Origin of the sequence: Couchioplanes azureus, assembly GCF_014648355.1 — a bacterium.
In the GTDB taxonomy this organism is placed as follows: domain Bacteria; phylum Actinomycetota; class Actinomycetes; order Mycobacteriales; family Micromonosporaceae; genus Actinoplanes; species Actinoplanes azureus.
This window is the reverse complement of record NZ_BMQY01000008.1, coordinates 97,241-118,730: the sequence shown is the minus strand read 5'-3', so window position 1 is coordinate 118,730 and position 21,490 is coordinate 97,241. Positions and strand designations below refer to the sequence as shown.

The following is a 21,490-nucleotide window of genomic DNA, read 5'->3' as shown; positions in this document are numbered from 1 at the left end:
GATGGCCCGGCGGATTCTGGTGGTGAGCCCGCACCCGGACGACGAGACCGTCGGGTGCGGCGGGGCGCTGCGGCTGCACGTCCTCGCGGGCGCCGAGGTGCGCGTCGTCTTCCTCACCTCCGGTGAGGCCGGCGGGCACGGGCTCGGCCCGGACGAGACCCGGCGCACCCGGGAGGCGGAGGCCGCGGCCGCGGCCGCGGCGCTCGGCCTGGCCGGCATCGAGTTCTGGCGGCTGCCCGACGGCAGGCTGACCGCCACCCGCGCCACCTCGGCGCGACTGTCCGAGCTGATCAGCACCTTCCGGCCGGACGTGATCTACGTGCCGCACGACGGTGAGCAGCACCCCGACCACCGGGCCGCCGCCCGGCTGGTGCACCGTGCCACCGCCCGGCTCGACGGCGGCGCCGCGCGCCCCCGCGTGCTCATGTTCGAGGTGTGGACGCCGCTCGGCGAGCTGGACGAGCTCGTCGACATCTCGCCGGTGATCGACGCCAAGCTCACCGCGATCCGGCTCTACGCCAGCCAGTGCCGGGTGCTGCGGTTCGACGACGCGCTCGCCGGGCTGGCCCGCTACCGCGGCGAGATGCACAGCTGGCCGGGCGGCGACTACGCCGAGGCGTACCGCGAGCCACGATGGTGATCCACCACGTCTTCGCCAACCGGTCCAACGCCGGTGACTGGCTGGCCGCCCAGGGCATCCGGAGCCAGCTCGCCGGCGTGCCGGTCGTCACCCATCTGTGCGACGCCCCGTTCGTCCGGCGGACGCTGCGCGCCCTGGCCTCGGCGGGCCCCGGCGACCTGGTGGTGATCGGCGGCGGCGGGCTGCTGATGGACTACTTCGCACCGTTCTGGACGGGACTGGCGGCTCTGCAGGACCGGCTGCGCTACTGCCTGTGGGGCGTGGGGGCGGTGGATCTGAAGCGGGAGGACTCGCGGCTGGAGCCGGGGCTGCCGCGCGGTCTCGCCGCTCGCGCCCTGCTGTGCCGGGTACGCGACGAGCACACCCGCGGGCTGCTCGGCGGCCCGCCGCTGCCGCCCGCGGTGGCCTGCCCGAGCGTGCTCGTGCTGCGCCGGTCCCGGCGGCGCGGCTGGGGGGTGCTGCACGTCGACAACCTCACCACCGTCGGCGAGGCGGAGTACGAGGCGATGGGCCGTGCCGCCGCCCGCTTCGCCGCGCGGACGGGACGGGCGTACCGGGAGACCAACAACCTGCACCGCGACGGCGACGCCGCGGGCCTGGAACGGGTGCTGGACCTCTACCGCGCCTGCGACGCCGTGGTCACCTCGCGGCTGCACGGCTGCATCATCGCCGTGGCCACCGGCCGCCGGGTCGTGGCGGTGTCCGGCGACTGGAAGATCGAGTCGTTCATGTCGGCGGTCGGGCTCGGCGACTGGGTGCTGGGGCAGGAGCAGGTGGACCGCCTGCCGGAACTGCTGGGCCGCCTCGACGCGCAGCCCGACCCGGCGCCCGCCCTGGCCCGGGCGCGGCGGGCGCACCGGCGCATCGGACGGCAGGTCCGCGACCTCGCGGCGGGGCGGCCGTGACCCGGTTGCGCATCGTCGTCAGCGGGCTCGTGGGCCTGTACCCGCTGGGCGGCGTCGCGTGGGACTACCTGCAGTACGTGATCGGCCTGGCCCGGCTCGGGCACGACGTGTACTACCACGAGGACACCTGGCGGTGGCCGTACCAGCCGGTCGACGTCACGTTCAGCGCGGACGGGACGTACTCCGCCGCCTTCATCGCCGCCTTCCTCGCCGACTGGGCACCGGAGCTCGCCGGCCGGTGGCACTACGTGCACCTGGCCACCGAGCACCACGGGATGAGCGCGGCCGCGTTCCGCCGGGTGGCGGGCACGGCCGACGTCTTCCTCAACGTCAGCGGGGGCAGCGCGGTCCCGGAGGAACTGCCGGCCGGCGCCGCGCGGGTGTTCGTCGACACCGATCCCGGCTACAACCAGATCATGCTGCGGCAGCGGCTGGCCTGGTCGGACGACTCCGGGCCGTGGGGGATCACCAGCCACGACCGCTTCTTCACGTACGGGGAGAACATCGGTGGCGCGGACTGCCGCGTGCCGGCCGGCGACTTTCCCTGGCGCACCACGCGGATGCCGGTGGTCACGGCCCTGTGGCGCGACTGTCCCCCGGCGCCCCGGGACGCACCCTGGTCGACGGTCACGACCTGGAACGCCTTCGGCCATCGCATCGTGCTCGACGGGGTCGAGTACCGCAGCAAGGACGCCGAGTTCGAGCGCCTCATCGACCTGCCCCGGCGGGTGCCGGTGCCGGTGCGGGTGGCGCTGGGCGGCCTCGGCGCTCCGGGCGACCGGCTGCGCGCGTACGGCTGGCAGGTGGTCGACGCGCCCGCCATGACGATCAGTCCGCGCAGCTACCGCGAGTTCATCGAAGGGTCCCGCGGCGAGCTGACGCCGGTCAAGGAGATCTACACCGCGCTGCGGACGGGCTGGTTCAGCACCCGTTCCGCCTGCTACCTGGCGGCGCGACGACCGGTCGTGGTCCAGCAGACCGGTCTGCCGGCCGGGTTGCCGGTGGGGGCGGGCCTGCTGGTGTTCACCTGCCCCGAGGAGGCCGCGGAGGCGGTACGGCGGGTCGAGAGCGACTACGACCGGCACGCCGCGGCGGCCGGCCGGGTGGCGGAGGACTACTTCGAGGCGGGCGGGGTGCTGCGGCGGCTGCTCACCGACCTCGGCGCCTGAGCACCCGGGGAGCCGAGGTCACGGGCCGGCCACCTGCAGGCCTATGGCGGTGCCGGCCTCGGCGCACACGCGCAGCTTGTCCTCCAGTACGCCGCGCAGCCGCCGGTCCAGCTCGTCGTCGCCCAGCGCGCCGAGCAGTTCCCGGTAGGCGATGAGGTGGTATTCCGGCCGCAGGGGAAAGCCCGCGAAGCGCTCGACGTCGATGGTGGACGGCAGGGAGGCGCAGCGGTCCAGGGCCCGCACCGCCCGCAGCGCGATCATCGTCCGGACACACTTCTCGCAGCGCCCGCAGTTGTAGGCGTCGGTCAGCTCGCCGGTGTTGCAGACCCGCAGATGGTCCAGCAGCACCTGGTGCGCCGGGTCGGCGAGAAGCCTGATCTTGTCCATGCGGTCGGCCTCGCAGCCGTCGTGCACGATGGTCAGCGCCTCCGTGCCCCAGAGCGGGTCCAGCAGGGGGTGCGAGCCGCCCGGGAAGAGGTGGTCGTAGGTGAACGAGGCGGCGAGGTGCACGGCGTCGTAGGCGCCCAGACCGAGCACCGTGCTGGCCAGACCGGCGGCGAAGTGCATGGTGACCCAGTCGACGACCCGGTCGGTGACCTCGCGCAGGTTGGTCGTGACCGGCACGATGCGGGCCCCCATGGCGGCGGCCACCCGTTCGGCCGCGGCGACCATGGGCGGGAACCGCTCGGACTCCCACAGGTAGACGTCGAAGCCCTCGATCATCACCAGGTCGTCGATGCGGTCCTCCGCGCCGGGACCGCCACGACGGTTCTTGGCCAGGCAGTACGCCGAGTCCACGCCCAGGGAGAAGAACAACCCCCGCCGCGGTTCCCGCCCGGGCCGGCGGGGCTCGCCCACGCCGCAGTCGAGACGCACGCGCCGGAAGTCGGCGTGCCACCGGGTCCAGATGTCCTGGATCGTTCCGGCGGCGTGCCGGTGGAGCCGGGGCGAGACCTCGGCGTCGATGTGCAGGTCCTCGCCGAGGCGCATGGCGACGCCGAGCAGCGCGGCGACGAACGGGTCGCCGTTGGCGGCGCTCACCCGCGGCGCGAACTCGGCCGGGTAGCGGTACCAGAGACGGAAGGGCTCGTCGCCCCACACCCAGTGGGTGTCGAAGTGCACATCGGCCCGGAGGATCACCGAGCGCTCGGCGGACTCCGTCCTGATCCGGTCAACGCGCATCGGACCGCCTTCCGGCGTGACTTCGCCTGCCCCCGCAGAATACCGGGGCGCGCCGGTTCCGCACCGCCGCGAACGGTCGTCCTAGAAGACGACGTTGAGCAGCAGGGTCAGCAGCACCGACAGCACGACCGACACGACGATCATCGTGAGGCAGCCGAGACCGCCGCCCAGGACCCGGACCTCTGTGTTCCCGATACGCATGCCACCCGTCTACCCGCTGGTGCCGGAAGCACTCGCGATCAGGGCGAGATGTGCGGCGATCGCGTCCGCGGCCGCGCCGCCGGCGGTGGTGAGCGCGTTGTGCGCGGCCCCGGGCAGGGTCACCGAGACGCCGCCGGTGAGCTCGGCCACCCGGGTACGCCAGCGCAGCGGCGCGACCGGATCCCGGTCGCCGCCGAGCACCAGCGTCGGCGCCGACACCCGGCGCAGATCCTCCTCGACGCGGTTGCGGACCGAGTGCCCGACGGTCGCCCAGACCCGCCACGGGCGCGCGTCCCACACGTCGCGGGCCAGGATCGCGGCCTGCCGCGGGTCCTCGGCGGGCAGGTCGGCGAACCACCGGCCGATCAGGGCACGCCGGCTGCGCGCGGCGGGATCGGTCGTCGGGCTCGCCAGCACCAGCGCGGCCACCGCGTCCGGGCGCAGGGCGGCGACGGCGGCCGCGACCTCCGCCCCGAACGAGTGCCCGAGGACGGCCACCCGGGCGAGGCGGTGCTCGTCCAGCCACGCGGAGACGAAGGCGGCGTGCCGCGCGACGTCGTACGCGACCGGCGGCTTGGCGCTGAACCCGAAGCCGGGCAGGTCGGGGACCAGCACCGGGTGCCGGTCGGCGAGCGCGTCCGCGGTCGGCATCAGGTACCGGTGGGACACCGCGAGGCCGTGCAGCATCACCACGGGCAGGGCGGGCACGGGAGCGGCGCGGCACCGCTCGTGGGTGCGTACGCCCGCAACCGTCGACCAGCGGCTCACCCAGCCGCGACGGGGCCGCGGGGCGGACAGGGCGAGAGGCAGCACCGTCCGCTGATACCCGCCCTGCGCGTTCTCAGACGTCCGCCCCGGAAGCTCGGGCAGAGCTTCCGGGGCGGTGCTGCGACGCCGGCACTCAGCGAATGGTGACCAGGTCGCGCAGCGCGGGCCGGGCGGCGTCGTCCGCCGCGTTCAGGCTCTCGGCCTTGGCCCGGGCGGCCGCCGGGACCGGGGCCGGATCCGGTGCCGGGACCGGCTCGCACTGCTTGTCGGAGCGGTTGCCGTGCACCCGCTTCGGCAGCGCACCGGTGTCCAGGTACGCGGCGACGGTGTCGTCGGTGCAGGCGATGCCGCTGAGCGAGCCGGAGTGCGTGGTGCCGCCGACGCCCTCGAGCAGGACCGCACGCGGGAAGCGCTTGCGGACCTCGAGGCTGCCGGAGTACGGGGTGGCCGCGTCCTTGGTCTCGCTGATCAGCAGGATCGGCGGTGCCTTCCTGCCGTTGACGGTCACCGGCTTGCCGGGCTTGGCCCCCCAGCTGCGGCACGGTGCGTTGTACCAGGCGTTGTTCCAGGTCATGAACGGCGCCTTCGCGTACGTCCGCCAGTTGTCCCGCTTCCACGTCGACCAGCGCTTCGGCCAGCGGACGTCGGTGCACTGGGTCGCGAGGTACATCGCGTAGCCGTTCTCCGCCTCGACGTCGCCCGGGGCGGGGTAGAGCTCCTTCAGCGCGGCGGCGTCGCCGTGGTCGACCCACGCGGCGAACGCCTGTGCGACCTCCGGCCAGCCGCCCACGTTGTAGCCGGCGGAGACGAAGACGTCGTTCCACTCGTCCGGGCCGATGAGCCCGCCCGCGGGGGCCTTGCGCAGCTTCTGCAGGGTCGCGTAGTACTTGCCCCGCACGGCCCGGGCGCGCGTGCCGAGGTGGTAGACGGAGTCGTGCTTCGCCACCCACGCGAAGAAGACGTCCATGTTCTTGTCGAACGCGACGTCCTGGTCCAGGTTGGCGTCGTACCAGACGCGCCGGGGGTCGACGTTGCCGTCCAGCACCATCCGGCGGACCTTGCCCGGGTGCAGCGTCGCGTAGACCTGGCCCAGGTAGGTCCCGTACGAGAAGCCGTAGAAGTTGATCTGCTCGGCGCCGAGCGCCCGGCGGATGCTCTCCATGTCGGCGATGGTGTCGGTGGTCTTGACGTGGTCGAGCAATGCGCCGCCGGCCCGGTCACAGGCCTGGGCGTAGCTCGCCGTCCTGGTGAGCCAGGCCCGTTCGAGCGCGGCGTTCACCGGCACGTAGTAGGGCCGGTTGTAGCCGGCGTACCCGGGGTCGCAGGTCAGTGCCGGCTCGCTGGAGCCGACCCCGCGCGGGTCGAAGCCGATCCAGTCGTAGTCGCCGCCGACGCCGCCGGGCACGTACTCGCCGAGCACCGACAGGGTCAGGCCGGAGCCGCCCGGACCACCGGGGTTCGTCAGCATGACGCCCTGGTAGTCGGCCTCGGACGAGGTGTGCTTGATCCGGGACACGGCCAGCTTGATCGTGGTGCCACCCGGCCGCGAGTAGTCCAGCGGGACGGTCACGAAGCCGCACTGCGCGCCCCGGGACTCGAGCGCGGCGCTGGCGCACTCGCCCCAGGCGATGGCGGGCGGCGTGGCACCGTAACCGGGCTCCGTGCGGGCCTGGGCCGGCGCCGGGATCACGCCGCCGCCCACCGCCAGCCCCATCGCCACGGCGGCGGTAGCCGCCAGGATTCTTCTCATGCCTTGCCTCTCGACAGGCCGCCCGTCGCGGGCGACCCCCGAGACTAGCCATCCAGGGGCACGAATGCACCAGATCCGTTTGGACGATCTTCGCGAGCCCGCTCAGGCATGCGGAAGTCGCAGGCAGTCGATGCCGCGCTTGATCAGCTCGTTCGCGACGACGAGCCGCTGGATCTCCGAGGTTCCCTCCCAGATCCGGTCCACTCGCAACTCCCGGTAGAGCCGCTCGACCGGGTACGCGCGGTCGTATCCGCGGCCGCCGAAGATCTGCACGCACCGGTCGATCACCCGGCCGGAAGCCTCGCTGGCCGAGAGCTTCGCCATCGCCGCCTTGGCGTGCAGGCTCTTGCGGTCGGTGCCGGACCGGTCGGCCTCCCAGGCGACCTGATGGGTGTACGCCCGGTTGACCGCCACGTCGACCGCGCTGTCCGCCAGCATCGCCTGCACGAGCTGGAAGCTGGCGATCGGCGCGCCGAACTGCTCGCGGCCCACCGCCCAGTCGCGGGCCAGGCCGAGCGCACGCTCGGCGGCGCCGATCGTACGCGCGGCGATCATCAGCCGCTCCTCGGTGAACCAGGACCGGGTGATGTCGTAACCCTTGCCGACCCCGCCGAGCACGTTGCCGGCCGGCACGAAGACGTCGGTGAACGTGAACTCGGGGTGCTCGTACACGAAGGTGTGCATGAAGCGCGGCACCCGGGTCATCGTGACGCCGGGGGTGTCCTTGTCCACCAGGAACAGCGTCGGCGCGCGCTCGGGGCCGGCGGCGGCCAGCAGGATGATGAAGTCGGCGTGGTCGCCGACGGTGACGAACCACTTCTCGCCGTCGATCCGCCAGCCGCCGTCCACCGCGGTCGCCGTGGTGGCCAGGTTCTGCGGGTCGGACCCGGCGCCCGGCTCGGTCACCGCGTAACAGTCGCGGCGATCGCCGTCGATGACCGGCACCAGGTACCGCTCGCGCTGCTCCGGCGTGCAGAAGCGCAGCGCGTTGGCCGGGCGCCAGACCATGTCCCACAGCGCGCCGGTCAGCCGGCCGAGCTCCTCCTGCACGATCGCCTGTTCCAGGATGGACAGCCCGGCGCCGCCCCACTCGGCCGGCATGTTGACCGCCTGCAGGCCGCTCTCCAGCACCGCCTTGCGCACCGCGGCGTGCGCCTCGGCCGGCAGGCCGTTCTCCTGCTCGCACTGCTGCTCGTAGCCGGCGATGGTCTGGTACAGCTCGTGCGCGGTGGCCTTGAGCGCGGCCTGCCGCTCGGTGTACTGCACGTGCATGGGTGGTCCTCTCAGCCGGGGATGGAAAGTTGCAGGGCGCGCGTGCCGCGCTTGACCAGTTCGTTGGCGATGATCAGCCGCTGGATCTCGGAGGTGCCCTCCCAGATCCGGTCGACCCGCACCTCGCGGTAGAGCCGCTCGACCGGATAGGAACGGTCGTATCCGCGGCCGCCGAAGATCTGCACGCACCGGTCGACGACCCGGCCGGCCGCCTCGCTCGCCGACAGCTTCGCCATCGACGCCTTGGCGTGCAGGGTCTTGGCGTCGATGCCGTTCCCGGCTTCCCAGGCCACCTGGTGGGTGAAGGCCCGGTTCACCGCGATCTCCGTGGCGCAGTCGGCCAGCATGCCCTGGACCAGCTGGAATTCGGCGATCGGCCGGCCGAACTGCTCGCGGCCGACCGCCCAGTCCCGGGCCAGGCCGAGCGCCCGTTCGGCGGCGCCGACGGTCCGCGCGGCGATCATCAGGCGCTCGTCGGTGAACCACTCCCGGGTCAGGTCGTACCCCTGACCGACCTCGCCGAGCACGTCGGCGTCGGCGACGAACACGCCGGTCAGCGTGAACTCGGGGTGGCCGTTGACCGCGGAGTGCATGAAGCGCGGCACCCGCGACATGACCAGGCCCGGTGCCTTCCTGTCCACGAAGAACAGCGTGGGCAGCCGGTCCGGCCCGGCGTCGGCCTGCACCACCAGGAAGTCGGCGATGTCGCCGCAGGTGACGAACCACTTCTCGCCGGTGAGCCGCCAGCCGCCGTCCACCCGCTCCGCGACCGTGCTGCCGGAGCCGGGGTCCGAGCCGGCGCCCGGCTCGGTGACGGCGAACGCGTCGAAGCGCTCGCCCCGGACGACCGGCAGCAGATAGCGCTCGCGCTGCTCGGGCGTGGCGTAGGCGAGCACGTTCGCCGGCCGCCACGGTATGTCCCACAGGCAGTTGGTGACCCGGCCGAACTCCTCCTCGACGATCACCTGGTCCAGCAGGCTCAGCCCGGCGCCACCCCACTCCGCGGGCATGTTGATGGCGTAGACGCCGGCGTCCATCGCGGCCCGGGCGAGGTCGCGGACGGTCTGCGCCGGCAGCGGCCCGCCGGCTTCCTCGGACTCGTTCTCGTACTGCATGAGCAGCTCGGCATAGCCGGCCGCGCGCCGCTTCAGGTCCACCTGCGCGGGCGAATAGGCGAAGTTCATCGATCCTCCTGGACGACGGCCCGGGCGTCGAGGGCGAGCGCGCCGGTGGGCGTGACGAGCAACGGGTTGACCTCGATCTCGGTCAGCTCGGGGTGGGCCGCCGCGACCTGCGTGAGGTGTGCGATCGCCCGGGCGGCGGCGCCGAGGTCGACGGGCGGTGCGCCGCGGTGCCCGAGCAGCAGCGGCGCCGAGCGCAGGCCGAGCAGCAGTCTCCGCGCCTGCCCGGCGGACACCGGCGCGAGCGCGAACACGACGTCGCGCAGCACCTCGGCGCTGACCCCGCCGACACCGACCAGCGCGACCGGGCCGAACCGGGGATCCCACCGCACGCCGGCGATCAGCTCGACCCCGCCGGCGAGGTCGGCCATCGGCTCGACGGAGTAGGACGGCGCGCCCAGGGAGCGGTGCATGCGGTGGTACGCGGCGGTCAGCTCGGCCCGGTCGGCCAGCCGCAGGGCCACGCCGCCGGCATCGGACTTGTGCAGCAGATGCGGCGCCTTGAGCACGTACGGCCCGTCGAACAGTCCGTCCAGCTCCTCCGGCGCGGAGAACTCGCGCGCCGGCAGGAACGGCACTCCGGCGCCGGCCAGCAACCGGCGGACGGCGAAGTACGAGACGTCGGTGACCGCCGGCGCCGGCGCGGGCAGCGACGGGACGCCCCGGGGCGCGGCCGTCCCGGTCACCGCGGTCAGCGCCCGGGCGGCGTCCTCGACCGCGTCGAACACCGGCACCCCGCCGGCGCGCAGGGCGGCACAGGTGGGCGACTCGGGGTACATCGAGTGGACCACGACCGGGGTGGCCCCGGCCGCGGCGTGCTCCGCCAGCGTCCGGGCCGCGGCCAGCTCACCGGCGGCCAGTCCCCCGCCCAACCCGCCGGTGTCCGCGCCCGGGTCGGCCGCCGCCGAGTACCCGCCGAAGAAGCCGGTCAGCAGGACCGCGTCCACCTCGGACGCGTCCAGCAGGGTGGCCACGGTGCGCGCGTAGGACCGCGGGTCCTGCTCACCCATCCCGGCGAGGTCGACCGGGTTGCCCACCGCGGACGGCCCCCACAGCTGGTCGCGCAGCGCGCCGGCCAGGGCGGGGCCGGTCTCCGGCACGCTCAGCCCGGCCCGCTCGGCGACGTCCGCGGCGACGGCGCCGTGCCCGCCGCCGTCGGTCACCACGACGGTGCGCCGCCCGGCCGCCCGCCGCGGCCCGCTCAGCGCGACCAGCAGGGTGGCCAGCTCGCGAGGCGTCTCGGCCAGGTGGATGCCGGCGTCGCGCGCGGCCGCCCGGACCACCTCCGACGAACTGGTCAGCGCGCCGGTGTGCGAGCGGGCGCCCCGGGCCGACGCCTCGCCGCCGCCGGCGTGGAGCAGCACGACCGGCTTGCCGGTGCGGCCCGCCGCCGACGCGAAGGCCCGCCCGTCGCCGAAGTCCTCGGCGTACACGGCGACGGCGCCGGTCGCCGGGTGCGCGGCGCAGTCGGCGACCAGGTCGACGAGGGTGACGTCGGCCTGGTTGCCGAACGAGACGAAGCGGGAGAAGCCCAGGCCGTGGCGGTCGAGCCGCAGCTGCAGCTCCAGGGCGAGGTTGCCGCTCTGCGACAGCAGGGCGACGCCGCCGGGACCGAACCGGTCCGAGGACAGGTAGACCTCGGTCGTGTTGTCCACCAGCCCGAGGCAGTTGGGGCCGACGAGCAGTGCCCCCGCGGCGCGGCACCGCGCGACGACGGCCTCCTGCCGCTGGCGCCCGGCCGCACCGGTCTCGGCGAAGCCCGCGGTGATCCCGACGATCGCGCGGGCGCCGGCGGCCAGGGCGTCGTCCACGGCGGCCTCGAACGACGCGGCCGGCACGGCGACGACCACCAGCTCGACCGGCTCGCCCAGCCCGGCGACGCTGGTCGCCGCCCGCCGGCCGAGGATCGTGCCGCCCCGGCGGTTGACCAGGTGGACCGGGCGCCGCCCGCCGGCCCGCAGCGCCTGGCGGGCCACCGCGTTGCCCCACTTCGCCGGGTCGTCGCTGGCGCCGACGATGGCGACCGAGGCCGGGTCGAACAGCGCCCGCAGATCGCGGCTCACCGCTGCGCCAGCCGTAGCGCCGCGTTCGGGCAGGCGCGTACGGCCGCCTCGGCGGCGGCCTGCTCGCCGGGTGGCACGTCGGTGCCGCGCGGCTGGGCGTAGCCCCATTCGTCGAGGTCGACGAGGTTCGGCGCCTCCTCGTGGCACAGGCCGTAGGCCTGGCAGGAGGTCGGATCCAGGTGAAGTCTCATCGTGCTCCTTCGGGGAGGTACGGCTCGGTGGGCGGCACCAGCAGGCGGTCACCGGCGGCCGGGGGACGGGCGTGGCAGGCGGGACAGGGGCGCTCGGCGTGCCGCTCGGCCAGAGCGCCGTGGACGCGCACCAGCGATCCGGCGACGCGGGCGGCGGCGTCGAGCAGCCCGCACGCGCCCCGGCCGGGCAGGCTCGCGCTCCACCGGCTCAGGTCGGCCAGCCGGCCCGCGGCGGGGTCCGGGCCGGTGGCGAGGGCGGTCAGCGCGCCGGCCAGGCCGCGCGTACCGGAGACGCAGACGCCGCACTGCCGGGCGCTCTGCGCGGCGAGGTGGCCCACCGCCTCGGCGGCCACGGCGACCGGGCAGTCGTCCGGGCCGAGCAGCCGGATCGCGCCGCAGCCGAGCGCGCCGCCGGCCGCCGCGTACGCCTGCGGGGTGAGCGGCAGGTCCAGCACGCCCGCATCGAGCAGGCCGCCGAACAGGCCGCCGACCAGCGCGCCGGACACCGCCGCGGACCGGGGGAACAGCGTGCGCAGCGGGGTGCCGAGCGGCACCTCGGCCAGCAGCGGCGGGTGGCCGGCGCCGGCGACGGTGATCAGCAGGTCGCCGGCCGCCGGCCGGCCGGCGGCCAGCAGGGCCAGGTGTGCGAGGGTCTCGACGTTGGCCACCAGCGTGGGCGCGCCGCCCACGCCGTGCTCGAACACCCGCGGCGGCTTGGCCGTGGGCAGTGCCGGCCCGCCGCCGAGGAAGCGGACGGCGGCGCTCTCCTCACCCGCCACGTAGGCCGCCGGCGCCCCGGTGACCGCGATCGGCACCGGCGGCGGCGCCGCGGCCAGGGCCGCCCGCAGCCGCCCGGCCGCGACCGGGTCGGCGACGTAGAGGTGGCCGGCGCCGGCGCCGGTGACCTCGCAGGCGCGGCGCAGCCCGTCCAGCACCAGGTGCGGGCGGGCGCGCATGAGGTGCCGGTCCTTGACCGAGCCGGGCTCGCCCTCGGCGCCGTTGGCCACCACCACCCGGGGCCCGGGCCGCTCGCGCACCGCGCGCAGCTTCACCGCGAGCGGGAACGCCGCGCCGCCGCGGCCGAGCAGTCCCGCCGCGTCGACCAGACCGAGCAGTTCCTCAGGGGACGGTCCGGTGCGGTAGCCGCCCCGGGCGCGGTACGTGGCGAGGTTCTCCACCGCGTACGGCTCCGGCCCGAGCAGGTGCCCGGTGCCGCCCACCAGGATCGACGGCTCGGTCACGGCGCACCGCCCAGCTTGTCCAGCGCCGCCTGCAGTGCCTCGCGCTGCGCGGCGGTCCGGTCGTACGCCGGGCCGGGCAGCCCGATGAGCATCCGGTGGTGCTCCAGCACGACGGCGGCGACGTGCCGGGCGCTGTCGCGCCGCCGCGGGTCGCTCGCCTCCGCGGCGGCCACGACCATCCGGGTCACCTCGTCGAGGTAGCGCAACCAGGCGCGCTGCGTGCCGCGCAGCAGCAGCCGCTCGATCCGGGACCGCTCCGTGGCCGCCGAGCCGGCGTGCAGCACCGCGACGGCCGCGGGCAGCTCGCGCTCCGGTTCCGGGGTGAGGCCCAGCCAGGCGAGCCGGGTGGGTGGGGGATGCATGCGGCGGACACTAACTAAATGATTAGTTAGCAATCAAGGCCTTGACAGGCCTGCGAAGACGGGAGGAGTCTCGCTAACCAATCAGTCAGCCCGGCGCCGAGGGGAGTCGACATGACCACGGCAGCGGCAACCGGCGCGGCACTCGCCGCCCGCTTCTACACCGACCCGCGAATCGCCGAGTGGGAGACCGACCGTGTGTTCGGCTCCAGCTGGCAGCTGGTCGGCCACGAGTCCGACCTGCCGCGGCCGGGTGCACGCATCGTCGCGCCGGTCGCCGGCCGCGAGGTGCTCGTGGTGCGCACCGAGGACGGCGGCCTGGCCGGCCACCTCAACGTCTGCCGGCACCGCGGCTCGCGGCTGGTCGCCGCCGCGGAGCCCGCAGGCAAGGCGATCCGCTGCCCGTACCACGGCTGGACCTACCGGCTGGACGGCTCGCTGGTCGGCGCGCCGGAGAGCCGCACGATCCCCTGCCTGGACAAGCCGAAACTCGGGCTGTTCGGCGTACGGGTGGAGTCGTTCCTCGGCCTGCTGTTCGCCAATCTCGACCCGCACGCGGTGCCGCTGCACCAGCGGGTACCCGGGCTCGCCGACCTCATCGGGCGCTACCTCGGCGCCGACCTCGAGCCGGTCGGCCGGTACCGCATCCAGGACACCGCCACCGAGGCCCAGGACGCCAACTGGAAGGTGGTGGTCGACAACTACCTCGAGGGCTACCACGTCCCGGTGGCCCATCCCGGGCTGATGCGCCTGCTGGACTACCAGCGCTACACCGCGACCATCCGCGAGTCCTATGTGTATTTCGAGGTGCCGATCCGGGACAAGCCGTCGTCGAACCGGCGGGAACGGCTCTACCAGCGCCTCGCCAGCCCGATGCCGGGCCTGCGGCCCGAGGACCACCGGATGTGGCGCTACGCCGTCATCTATCCCAACACCCTCATCGACCTGTACCCCGACCATGTCATCGCCTGGTCGGTGCATCCGCTCGGGGTGTCGCGCTCCGCGCTCCCCGGCGCCTTCTACGCTAAGCCGGGCACGAGCTGGCGGACCCGGCTCGCGCAGCGGCTCAACATCAAGATCGGCTGGATCACCAACGACGAGGACGCCGAGCTGGTCGCCCGGGTGCAGCGGGGTGTCTCGACGCCCGGCTGGTCGCCCGGCCCGCTGTCGCAGCGGGAGACCGCCGTCGGCTGGTTCGCCGACCGGATCCGGGCCGACCTGGCACCGATGGACGCCGCCCTGGCACCGGGGCAGGCACCGCAGGGAGGCACCCGATGAGCGACGCGCGCACCGAGCAGACCCGGCGCCGCATCGTGCAGGCGGCCTGCGACGCGATCGCCGAGGTCGGCTTCGAGGGCGTACGGATGCGGCACATCGCCGAGCGCGCCGGGGTCTCCACGGCCCTGCTGCACTACCACTTCGACAACCGCGAGAAACTCTTCCTGGCCGCGATGGCCTATTCCTTCGAGCACGCCGGCGCGGAGGACTACCAGGCCGAGCCGCCCGCCGAGCAACCGCACACCTGGATGCTGGCCCGGATCATCGACGCCTGCCTGCCCCGCACCCCGGAGCTGCGCCGCGACTTCCTGCTCTGGCAGGAGCTGTGGCTGCGCGCCGCCCGGGACGTCGACTCCCGGCTGCTGGCGGTGGACCTCTACCGCCAGATGCGGGAGTGGGCCGCCGGCGTCATCCGGGCCGGCATCGCCGCCGGCGAGTTCACCGACTGCACCGTGGACCGGGTGGCCGACCTGCTGCTCGTGCTCACCGACGGCTACGGCATCCGGCTGCTGCTGGACGACCCGCAGCTCACCCTCGACGACGCGCGGGCCGCGGTGTGGCTCGCGCTGAGCGCCGACCTCGGTCTCACCGGGGCCTTCCCCGCGTCCAAGGTTTCCCTGCGCAGATAGACCACACGCACCCCCCATCCCCGGCTCCCCCCGCCGGGGCGATCCACCCTGCCCTTCGTCAAAGGTGGTTCCTCCATGTCCAGACCCCTCTCCCGGCGAGCCCTGCTGGGCGCGTCGCTGGCCGGCCTGACCGGCCTCGCCACGAGCGCCTGCTCGTTCGCGGCGGACTCGCAGCAGAACGCCTCCTCCGCCGCACCCGAGGACACCTCACCGCCGGTCCAGCCCAGGATCGACGGCCCGCTCATCTACTTCAACTGGGCGGACTACGTGGACCCGTCGGTCTTCGAGGGCTTCGGCAAGGAGTACGGCGTCAAGGTCGTGCAGTCCCACTTCGACTCGATGGAGTCGATGGTCGCGAAGATCAACGCCGGCAACGCGTACGACCTGATCTTCCCGTCGGCGAAATGGACCCAGCGGCTGGCCCGGGGTGGCAAACTGCGCCGTATCGACCACACCACGCTGCGCAACGCCGAGTCGGTCTTCGGCACCTACTCGTACTTCGCCGATCCCTGGTACGACCCCCAGTCGGCGCACAGCGTCCCGTTCAGCATGTACAAGACCGGCATCGGCTGGCGCAAGGACAAGCTCGGCGAGAGCCTCGGCGGCTCCTGGGCCGACCTGTGGAACCCCAAGGCCAAGGGGTACGCCTACGTGCTCGACGACCGGGACGAGGTGCTCGGCATGGCGGCCCTCAAGCTCGGCCTCGACCTGAACACCTCGGCCGACGACGACCTGAGGCGCATCGTCGCCGAGCTCAAGGGACTGCGCCCGAACCTGCGCGGGTTCTCCAGCGACGACTGGAACAACCTGCTCAGCGGCAACGCCCACCTGACCCAGGCGTGGAGCGGCGACATGGTGGCCGTACTCAACCAGGCCGAGGACGCGGACAGGTACGGCTTCGAGGTGGCCCGGGAGGGCGCGCCGCTGAACTCCGACTGCTACGCGATCCCGGCCAACGCCGCCCATCCCGGCACCGCGCTGCTGTTCATCGACTACATGCTGCGCCCGGAGAACGTGAAGAAGAACATCACCTACATCGGCTACCCCATGCCGGTGAAGGGCGCCGAGCAGATCTACGCGCCACTGATCGAGTCCCTGCCGCAGTGCGCGGTGACCCCGGCGGACCTGCGCCAGGACATGATGTACCGCAACGGCACCCAGGAGCAGGAGCGGGCCCGCGACAAGGCCTGGACCGAAGCCAAGGCCGGCTGAGGCGTGGCCCGTCAGCGCACCGGCGCCCGCGCACCGGGCAGCGGCCTCTGGTCCGTCCTGCTGCTGCCCGGCACGATCTGGATGTCGGTCTTCTTCGTGGCGGCGCTGCTGCTGGTGACCGCGCTCGCCTTCGGCAGCACCGACGAGCTGGGCAACCCCCGGTTCGGCACCTCGCTGGCCAACGTCGCCGCCGTCGCCGACCCGGTGTACCGGGTGGTGATCCTGCGCTCGCTGCTCTACGCCGCGGCCACGTCGGTGATCTGCCTGCTGGTGGCCTACCCGGTCGCGTACGCCATCGCGCTGCACGGCGGGCGGTACAAGAACGCGCTCGTCGCCGCGATCGTCGTGCCGTTCTTCGCCAACTTCCTGGTGCGCATGTACGGCTGGTCGGTGCTGCTCGCCGACGAGGGACCGGTGCTGCGGCTGGCCCGCGCGCTCGGCGCGCCGCCGGACTGGCGCATCGTCAACACCGGCTTCGGCGTCGTGGCCGGGCTCTGCTACGGCTTCGTGGTCTTCATGATCCTGCCGCTGTACGCGGCGCTGGAACGGATGGACACCTCCCTCATCGAGGCCGGCCGCGACCTCTACGGCGGCCCGCTGCGCACGTTCCTGTTCGTCACCGTGCCGGCCACCCGCCAGGGCGCGCTCGCGGGGCTGGTGCTGGTCTTCCTGCCGGCCATGGGCGACTTCGTCAGCGCGTCGTTCCTCGGCGGGCCGGACCAGGTGATGATCGGCAACCTGATCCAGGGCGCTTTCTTCGGCGGGCAGGACTGGCCGCTCGGCTCGGCGCTCACCATGCTGCTGATGCTGGTGCTGCTGGTGGTGATGGGCGGCTACCTGCGGCGGGTACGCCGCGACGAGACCGGGAGCGAGGCCCGATGAGCACGCCACGCCGGCCCCGCTTCGCCATCGCCGCCACCCTGGCGTTCTTCACCCTGCTGTACGCACCGATCGTCGTCGTGGTGCTCTTCTCGTTCAACGGCCAGAAGTCGCTGAGCGTGCTGAAAGGATTCAGCCTGCGCTGGTACCAGGCGTTCCTGGACGACCAGGAGCTGCTGCAGTCGCTGGGCATGAGCCTGCGCGTGTCGCTGGTGGCGATGATCGGCTCGGTCGTGCTCGGGGTGGCGCTCGCGCTCGGCCTGGTGCGCACCCGGGGCGTGCTCGGCTCGTTCGCCGGGCTGGTCATGCTCGTGCCCCTGGTCACGCCGGAGATCGTCACCGGGGTCGCGTCGATGATGCTGTTCAAGGGCTTCGGCGTGCCGCTGTCCACCGGCACCGTGATGATCGCCGAGGTCACCTTCTCCATCTCGTACGTCACCGTCATCCTGCGCTCGCGGGTCGCCGCGTTGAACCCCGAGCTGGAGGAGGCGGCGATGGACCTCGGCGCGACGCGCTGGCAGGCGCTGCGGCTGGTGACGCTGCCGGCGCTGCTGCCGGCGATCCTGGCCAGCGCGGTGCTGATCTTCGCGCTGGTCTTCGACGACTTCGTGCTGGCGTACTTCACCACCGGCGTCACGCCGCAACCGCTGTCCGTGCGGATCTACTCGGCGATCCGGTTCGGCGTGCAACCCACCATCAACGCCGTCGGCACGGTCATGCTGCTCGGCTCGGTCGCCCTGATCGCGCTGGCGTTGGTGATCCCCCGCTTCTTCGGCCGCCGTGGTGGCCTGTCGATCCTGTCAGGAGAGTGAGCCCATGGCGCATCCGGCCGTCCGCCTCACCGCCGTCACCAAGTCGTTCGGCACCGCACCCGCCGTGCGGAACATCGACCTGGACATCGCCCAGGGCGAGTTCTTCGCGCTGCTCGGGCCGTCCGGCTGCGGCAAGACCACCACGCTGCGCATGATCGGCGGGTTCACCACGCCGACGTCCGGCAGCATCCACCTCGACGGCGTCGACGTCACCGCGCAGCCGCCGCACCGGCGCGACGTGAACACCGTCTTCCAGAGCTACGCGCTCTTCGACCACCTCAGCATCTGGGACAACGTCGCCTTCGGGCTCAAGCGCCGGGGCCGGCCCCGGGCCGAGATCCGCGAGCGCGTGGGCCGGATGCTGGAGCTGGTGCAGCTCGGCGAGCTGGCGGCGCGGCGGCCCCGCACGCTGTCCGGCGGGCAGCGCCAGCGGGTGGCGGTGGCCCGGGCGCTGGTCAACCGCCCCAAGGTGCTGCTGCTGGACGAGCCGCTGGCCGCGCTCGACCTCAAGCTGCGCCGCCAGATGCAGGTGGAGCTCAAGCAGATCCAGCGCGAGGTCGGCATCACGTTCGTGTTCGTCACCCACGACCAGGACGAGGCGCTCACCATGGCCGACCGGGTCGCCGTGATGGACGGCGGCCTCGTCGAGCAGTGCGGCACCCCCGAGGACGTGTACGAGCGGCCGGCCAGCCGGTTCGTCGCCTCGTTCATGGGCACCTCGAACCTCATGACCGGCGTCTACGCGGGCGGCACGGTCACCCTCGACGGCGACGTACGGCTCCCGGTGGGCCGGCGCGGCGGCTGCGCCGACGGCAGCACGGTGGCGGTGTCGGTACGGCCGGAGAAGATCTGGCTGTCCGACTTCGAACCGGCGATGGTCCGGCTCACCGGCGTGATCCGGGAGACCGTGTACTCCGGACCGACCACCACCTACCTCATCGACCTGGCGCCCGGCCTGCGCATCGCGGCACTGGAGCAGAACACCGCGCGGGCCCGGCGGGAGGACCGCTGGGAGGGCGGCGAACAGGTCGAGCTGGGCTGGCGCCCCGAGGATTGCCTGGTGCTGCCGTGAGACACGACGTGATCGTGCTGGGCGCCGGCCTCGCCGGGCTGAGTGCGGCCCGGGACCTGGCCGCCGCCGGCGCCGACGTGCTGGTGCTGGAGGCCCGCGACCGGGTCGGCGGCCGGGTCGAGCAGGCCGCGCTGCCGGACGGCCGGCTGGTCCAGCTCGGCGGCGAGGTGGTCGGGCACGCGCACACCGCGTACCTCGCACTCGTCGCCGAGCTCGGGCTCACCCTCGTGCCCTCGTATGTCGCCGAGCCCGGGGACATCGTGCGGGCCGTGCCGGAGGGCGTCCGCGCCGGCGACCCGCCCGCCTGGTTCGGCACCGGCGACGCCGCCGGCAACGAGCGGGTGACCGCCGCGTACGTGCGGCTGGCCCGCACCGTGAACCCGGACGACCCGTGGTCGCACCCGGACGCGGCCAGGCTGGACGCGCTCAGCGTCGGCGACTGGCTGCGCGCCGAGGGCGCCACCCCGGCGGTGCTGCGGCTGTGGGAGATCGGCCAGCTCAGCCTCGCCGGCGGCTCCTGCGAGCGCACCTCGCTGCTGGCCGCGCTGCGCAAGTCGGCCGCCGTGCCCAGCACCGGGCACTACGAGCTGGCCGACTGGGAGTGCCTGCGGGTCGCCGAGGGCTCCGCCACGGTCGCGCTGCGCCTGGCCGCGGCGCTGCCCGGCCGGGTCCGCACCGGCGCGCCGGTCGCCGCGGTCGACATCGCGCCCGCCGGCTGCGCCGTACGGCTGGCCGACGGCGAGACGTTCACCGCCGGCGCGGTGGTGAGCGCCCTGCCGGTCGGCCCGCTGCGCGACGTCGCCATCCGCGGCGTCCCGGCCGAACGGCTCGACTCCCTGCACCGGCAGCGCCACGCCCGCGCGGCGAAGGTGGCCATGGCCTACGACCGGCCGTTCTGGCGCGGCCTCGGCCTGGCCGGCCTGTCGGAGTCCGAGGCCGTGCTCGGCAGCACCTGGGTGCAGCGCGAGGGCGTCCTGTCCGCGCTGGTGCCGCCGGAGCGCCTCGCCGTGCTCGACGGCATCCCGGCCCACCTGCGGCAACGCGAGCTGCTCGCCGAGGTCGCCCGGATGTACGGCGACGAGGCGCTCGCACCGAGCGCGTTCTACCTGCGCATGTGGGGCCGGGACCGGTGGACCCAGGGGTACGTGACGCAGTGGGCGCCGGGCGACGTGCTGGCGGTCGGGCCGCGGCACGGCACCCACGAGCCACCGTTCTACGTGTGCGGCTCCGACCAGTGGGTCGCCGGCTACCTGGAGGGCGCCGTGCGCACCGGGCGCGCGGCCGCCGCGGAGGTGCTCGAGCATGGCTGACCTGACGCTGATCGACCCGGTGACGGGTGCCGCGCACGGCCGGGTGCCGATCGCCTCGGCGGCCGAGGTGGACGCGGCCTGCCAGGCCGCGGCCGCGGCGTTCGGGCCGTGGTCGCGGACCAGCCCGGCCACCCGGCAGCGCGCGCTGCTCGGCCTCGCCGACGCCGTGGCGCTCGACGCGGACGCTCTGGTCGAGGCCGAGTGCCGGGACACCGGCAAGCCGCGCCGGCAGTTCGCCGCCGACGAGCTGCCGGCGATCGTCGACACGCTGCGCTTCTACGCCGGCGCCGCGCGGGCGCTGCCCGGCCAGGCCACCGGCGAGTACGCCGACGGCTTCACCTCCATGCTGCGCCGCGAGCCGGTCGGGGTGTGCGCCCAGATCACCCCGTGGAACTACCCGCTGATGATGGCGGTGTGGAAGATCGCGCCGGCCCTCGCGGCGGGCAACACGGTGGTGCTCAAGCCGGCCGAGACCACGCCGTCGACCGCGCTGCGGCTGGCCGAGCTGGCCGCCGGCCACCTGCCCGAGGGGGTGCTGAACGTCGTCTGCGGCGACCGCGACACCGGCCGGCTGCTGGTCCGCCATCCGGTGCCCCGGCTGGTCGCGGTCACCGGCAGCGTCCGCGCCGGCCGGGAGATCGCCGCCGAGGCCGGCGCCGGGCTCAAGCGGGTCCACCTGGAGCTGGGCGGCAACGCACCGGTCGTGGTCTGGGACGACGTCGACGTCGGCGCGGTGGCCGGGGCGCTGGCCCCGGTCGCGTACTACAACGCCGGTCAGGACTGCACCGCGCCGTCCCGGCTGCTGGTGCACGACCGCATCCACGACGCGTTCGTCGCGGCGTTCGCCTCGGCGGCCGGCGAGCTGCGGCAGGACGTCCACTATGGGCCGCTCAACAGCGCCGCCCAGCTGGCCGGCGTGCGGGCGGTGCTGGACGGCCTGCCCGCGCACGCCACGGTGGTGTGCGGCGGCCGGCCGCCGGGCGGTCCGGGCTTCCACCACGAGCCGACCGTGGTCGCCGGCGTGCGGCAGCAGGACGACGTCGTGCGGCACGAGACGTTCGGGCCGGTCGTCACCGTGCAGCGCTTCGGCACCGAGCAGGAGGCCCTGCGGCTGGCCAACGGCACGCCGTACGGCCTCGCCGCCGGGGTGTGGACCCGCGACCACGGCCGGGCCATGCGCGCCATGCGGGACCTGGAGGCCGGCATCGTCTGGGTCAACACCCACGGCACGACGGTCTCCGAGATGCCGCACGGCGGCACCGGCGACTCCGGGCACGGCAGCGACCTCGCGATGCAGGGACTGCTGGAGTACACGCGCGTCAAGCACGCCATGTCCGCGCTCGACTGAAAGGGGCGAATGTGCCGTTGCGCCGGCC

At 74.0% G+C, this 21,490-nt stretch carries 20 protein-coding genes; 11 read left to right on the top strand and 9 right to left on the bottom strand.

Features of this window, described 5'->3' with window-relative positions; all coding sequences use genetic code 11:
• The first annotated feature begins 1 nt into the window (after window position 1).
• Genes IEY99_RS25740 through IEY99_RS25730 form a run of 3 tightly spaced genes read left to right on the top strand, consistent with a single transcriptional unit; the run spans window position 2 to window position 2,714 of the window.
• Window positions 2-640, top strand: coding sequence for a PIG-L deacetylase family protein (locus IEY99_RS25740; protein ID WP_189206648.1), 639 nt, complete (start codon window positions 2-4; stop codon window positions 638-640).
• Complete coding sequence (locus IEY99_RS25735) at window positions 634-1,545, top strand: polysaccharide pyruvyl transferase family protein (RefSeq protein ID WP_189206647.1); 912 nt, start codon at window positions 634-636, stop codon at window positions 1,543-1,545. The genes IEY99_RS25740 and IEY99_RS25735 overlap by 7 nt, the downstream gene beginning before the upstream one ends.
• Complete coding sequence (locus tag IEY99_RS25730) at window positions 1,542-2,714, top strand: glycosyltransferase family 1 protein (RefSeq protein ID WP_189206646.1); 1,173 nt, start codon at window positions 1,542-1,544, stop codon at window positions 2,712-2,714. The genes IEY99_RS25735 and IEY99_RS25730 overlap by 4 nt, the downstream gene beginning before the upstream one ends.
• 18 nt (window positions 2,715-2,732) lie before the next feature.
• On the opposite strand, the gene IEY99_RS25725 is transcribed toward IEY99_RS25730, so the two are convergent.
• The 9 genes from IEY99_RS25725 to IEY99_RS25685 form a co-directional block, all read right to left on the bottom strand.
• Entirely contained in the window at window positions 2,733-3,896 is a 1,164-nt protein-coding gene (locus IEY99_RS25725) for a hypothetical protein (RefSeq protein WP_189206645.1), read from the bottom strand.
• Window positions 3,897-4,106: 210 nt separating this feature from the next.
• Window positions 4,107-4,910, bottom strand: coding sequence for an alpha/beta fold hydrolase (locus IEY99_RS25720; RefSeq protein ID WP_189206644.1), 804 nt, complete (start codon window positions 4,908-4,910; stop codon window positions 4,107-4,109).
• Window positions 4,911-4,998: 88 nt separating this feature from the next.
• On the bottom strand, window positions 4,999-6,615 hold the full coding sequence (locus IEY99_RS25715) for an alpha/beta hydrolase (protein WP_189206643.1): 1,617 nt from the start codon (window positions 6,613-6,615) through the stop codon (window positions 4,999-5,001).
• A gap of 102 nt (window positions 6,616-6,717) precedes the next feature.
• Window positions 6,718-7,887: an acyl-CoA dehydrogenase family protein gene (locus tag IEY99_RS25710; RefSeq protein ID WP_189206642.1), complete on the bottom strand. Its 1,170-nt coding sequence runs from the start codon at window positions 7,885-7,887 to the stop codon at window positions 6,718-6,720.
• Between the two features lie 11 nt (window positions 7,888-7,898).
• On the bottom strand, window positions 7,899-9,071 hold the full coding sequence (locus IEY99_RS25705) for an acyl-CoA dehydrogenase family protein (protein WP_189206641.1): 1,173 nt from the start codon (window positions 9,069-9,071) through the stop codon (window positions 7,899-7,901).
• The gene (locus IEY99_RS25700) at window positions 9,068-11,131 is read right to left on the bottom strand and encodes an acetate--CoA ligase family protein (RefSeq protein WP_189206796.1); all 2,064 of its coding nucleotides are present in this window, start codon (window positions 11,129-11,131) and stop codon (window positions 9,068-9,070) included. The genes IEY99_RS25705 and IEY99_RS25700 overlap by 4 nt, the downstream gene beginning before the upstream one ends.
• On the bottom strand, window positions 11,128-11,322 hold the full coding sequence (locus IEY99_RS25695) for a ferredoxin (protein WP_189206640.1): 195 nt from the start codon (window positions 11,320-11,322) through the stop codon (window positions 11,128-11,130). Before IEY99_RS25695 ends, IEY99_RS25700 begins: the two co-directional genes overlap by 4 nt.
• The gene (locus IEY99_RS25690; RefSeq protein ID WP_189206639.1) at window positions 11,319-12,563 is read right to left on the bottom strand and encodes an NADH-ubiquinone oxidoreductase-F iron-sulfur binding region domain-containing protein; all 1,245 of its coding nucleotides are present in this window, start codon (window positions 12,561-12,563) and stop codon (window positions 11,319-11,321) included. The genes IEY99_RS25695 and IEY99_RS25690 overlap by 4 nt, the downstream gene beginning before the upstream one ends.
• Entirely contained in the window at window positions 12,560-12,925 is a 366-nt protein-coding gene (locus tag IEY99_RS25685) for a hypothetical protein (protein WP_189206638.1), read from the bottom strand. The genes IEY99_RS25690 and IEY99_RS25685 overlap by 4 nt, the downstream gene beginning before the upstream one ends.
• A gap of 111 nt (window positions 12,926-13,036) precedes the next feature.
• Here IEY99_RS25685 and IEY99_RS25680 point away from each other — a divergent pair, with 111 nt between their 5' ends.
• From IEY99_RS25680 to IEY99_RS25645, 8 genes are all read left to right on the top strand, one after another.
• Entirely contained in the window at window positions 13,037-14,200 is a 1,164-nt protein-coding gene (locus tag IEY99_RS25680) for an aromatic ring-hydroxylating oxygenase subunit alpha (RefSeq protein WP_189206637.1), read from the top strand.
• A complete protein-coding gene (locus IEY99_RS25675) occupies window positions 14,197-14,829 on the top strand; it encodes a TetR/AcrR family transcriptional regulator (RefSeq protein ID WP_189206636.1) in 633 nt (210 codons plus the stop codon). The genes IEY99_RS25680 and IEY99_RS25675 overlap by 4 nt, the downstream gene beginning before the upstream one ends.
• 75 nt (window positions 14,830-14,904) lie before the next feature.
• Complete coding sequence (locus IEY99_RS25670; protein WP_189206635.1) at window positions 14,905-16,041, top strand: polyamine ABC transporter substrate-binding protein; 1,137 nt, start codon at window positions 14,905-14,907, stop codon at window positions 16,039-16,041.
• A gap of 3 nt (window positions 16,042-16,044) precedes the next feature.
• A complete protein-coding gene (locus tag IEY99_RS25665; RefSeq protein WP_229799243.1) occupies window positions 16,045-16,923 on the top strand; it encodes an ABC transporter permease in 879 nt (292 codons plus the stop codon).
• Window positions 16,920-17,732, top strand: a complete 813-nt coding sequence (locus IEY99_RS25660) for an ABC transporter permease (protein WP_189206634.1) — start codon at window positions 16,920-16,922, stop codon at window positions 17,730-17,732. The genes IEY99_RS25665 and IEY99_RS25660 overlap by 4 nt, the downstream gene beginning before the upstream one ends.
• Before the next feature lie 4 nt (window positions 17,733-17,736).
• Window positions 17,737-18,804, top strand: a complete 1,068-nt coding sequence (locus tag IEY99_RS25655) for an ABC transporter ATP-binding protein (RefSeq protein WP_189206633.1) — start codon at window positions 17,737-17,739, stop codon at window positions 18,802-18,804.
• Window positions 18,801-20,114 (top strand): flavin monoamine oxidase family protein, encoded by a 1,314-nt coding sequence (locus tag IEY99_RS25650; RefSeq protein WP_189206632.1) that lies wholly within the window; start codon window positions 18,801-18,803, stop codon window positions 20,112-20,114. The genes IEY99_RS25655 and IEY99_RS25650 overlap by 4 nt, the downstream gene beginning before the upstream one ends.
• Complete coding sequence (locus IEY99_RS25645; protein WP_189206631.1) at window positions 20,107-21,462, top strand: aldehyde dehydrogenase family protein; 1,356 nt, start codon at window positions 20,107-20,109, stop codon at window positions 21,460-21,462. Before IEY99_RS25650 ends, IEY99_RS25645 begins: the two co-directional genes overlap by 8 nt.
• Window positions 21,463-21,490: the final 28 nt, after the last annotated feature.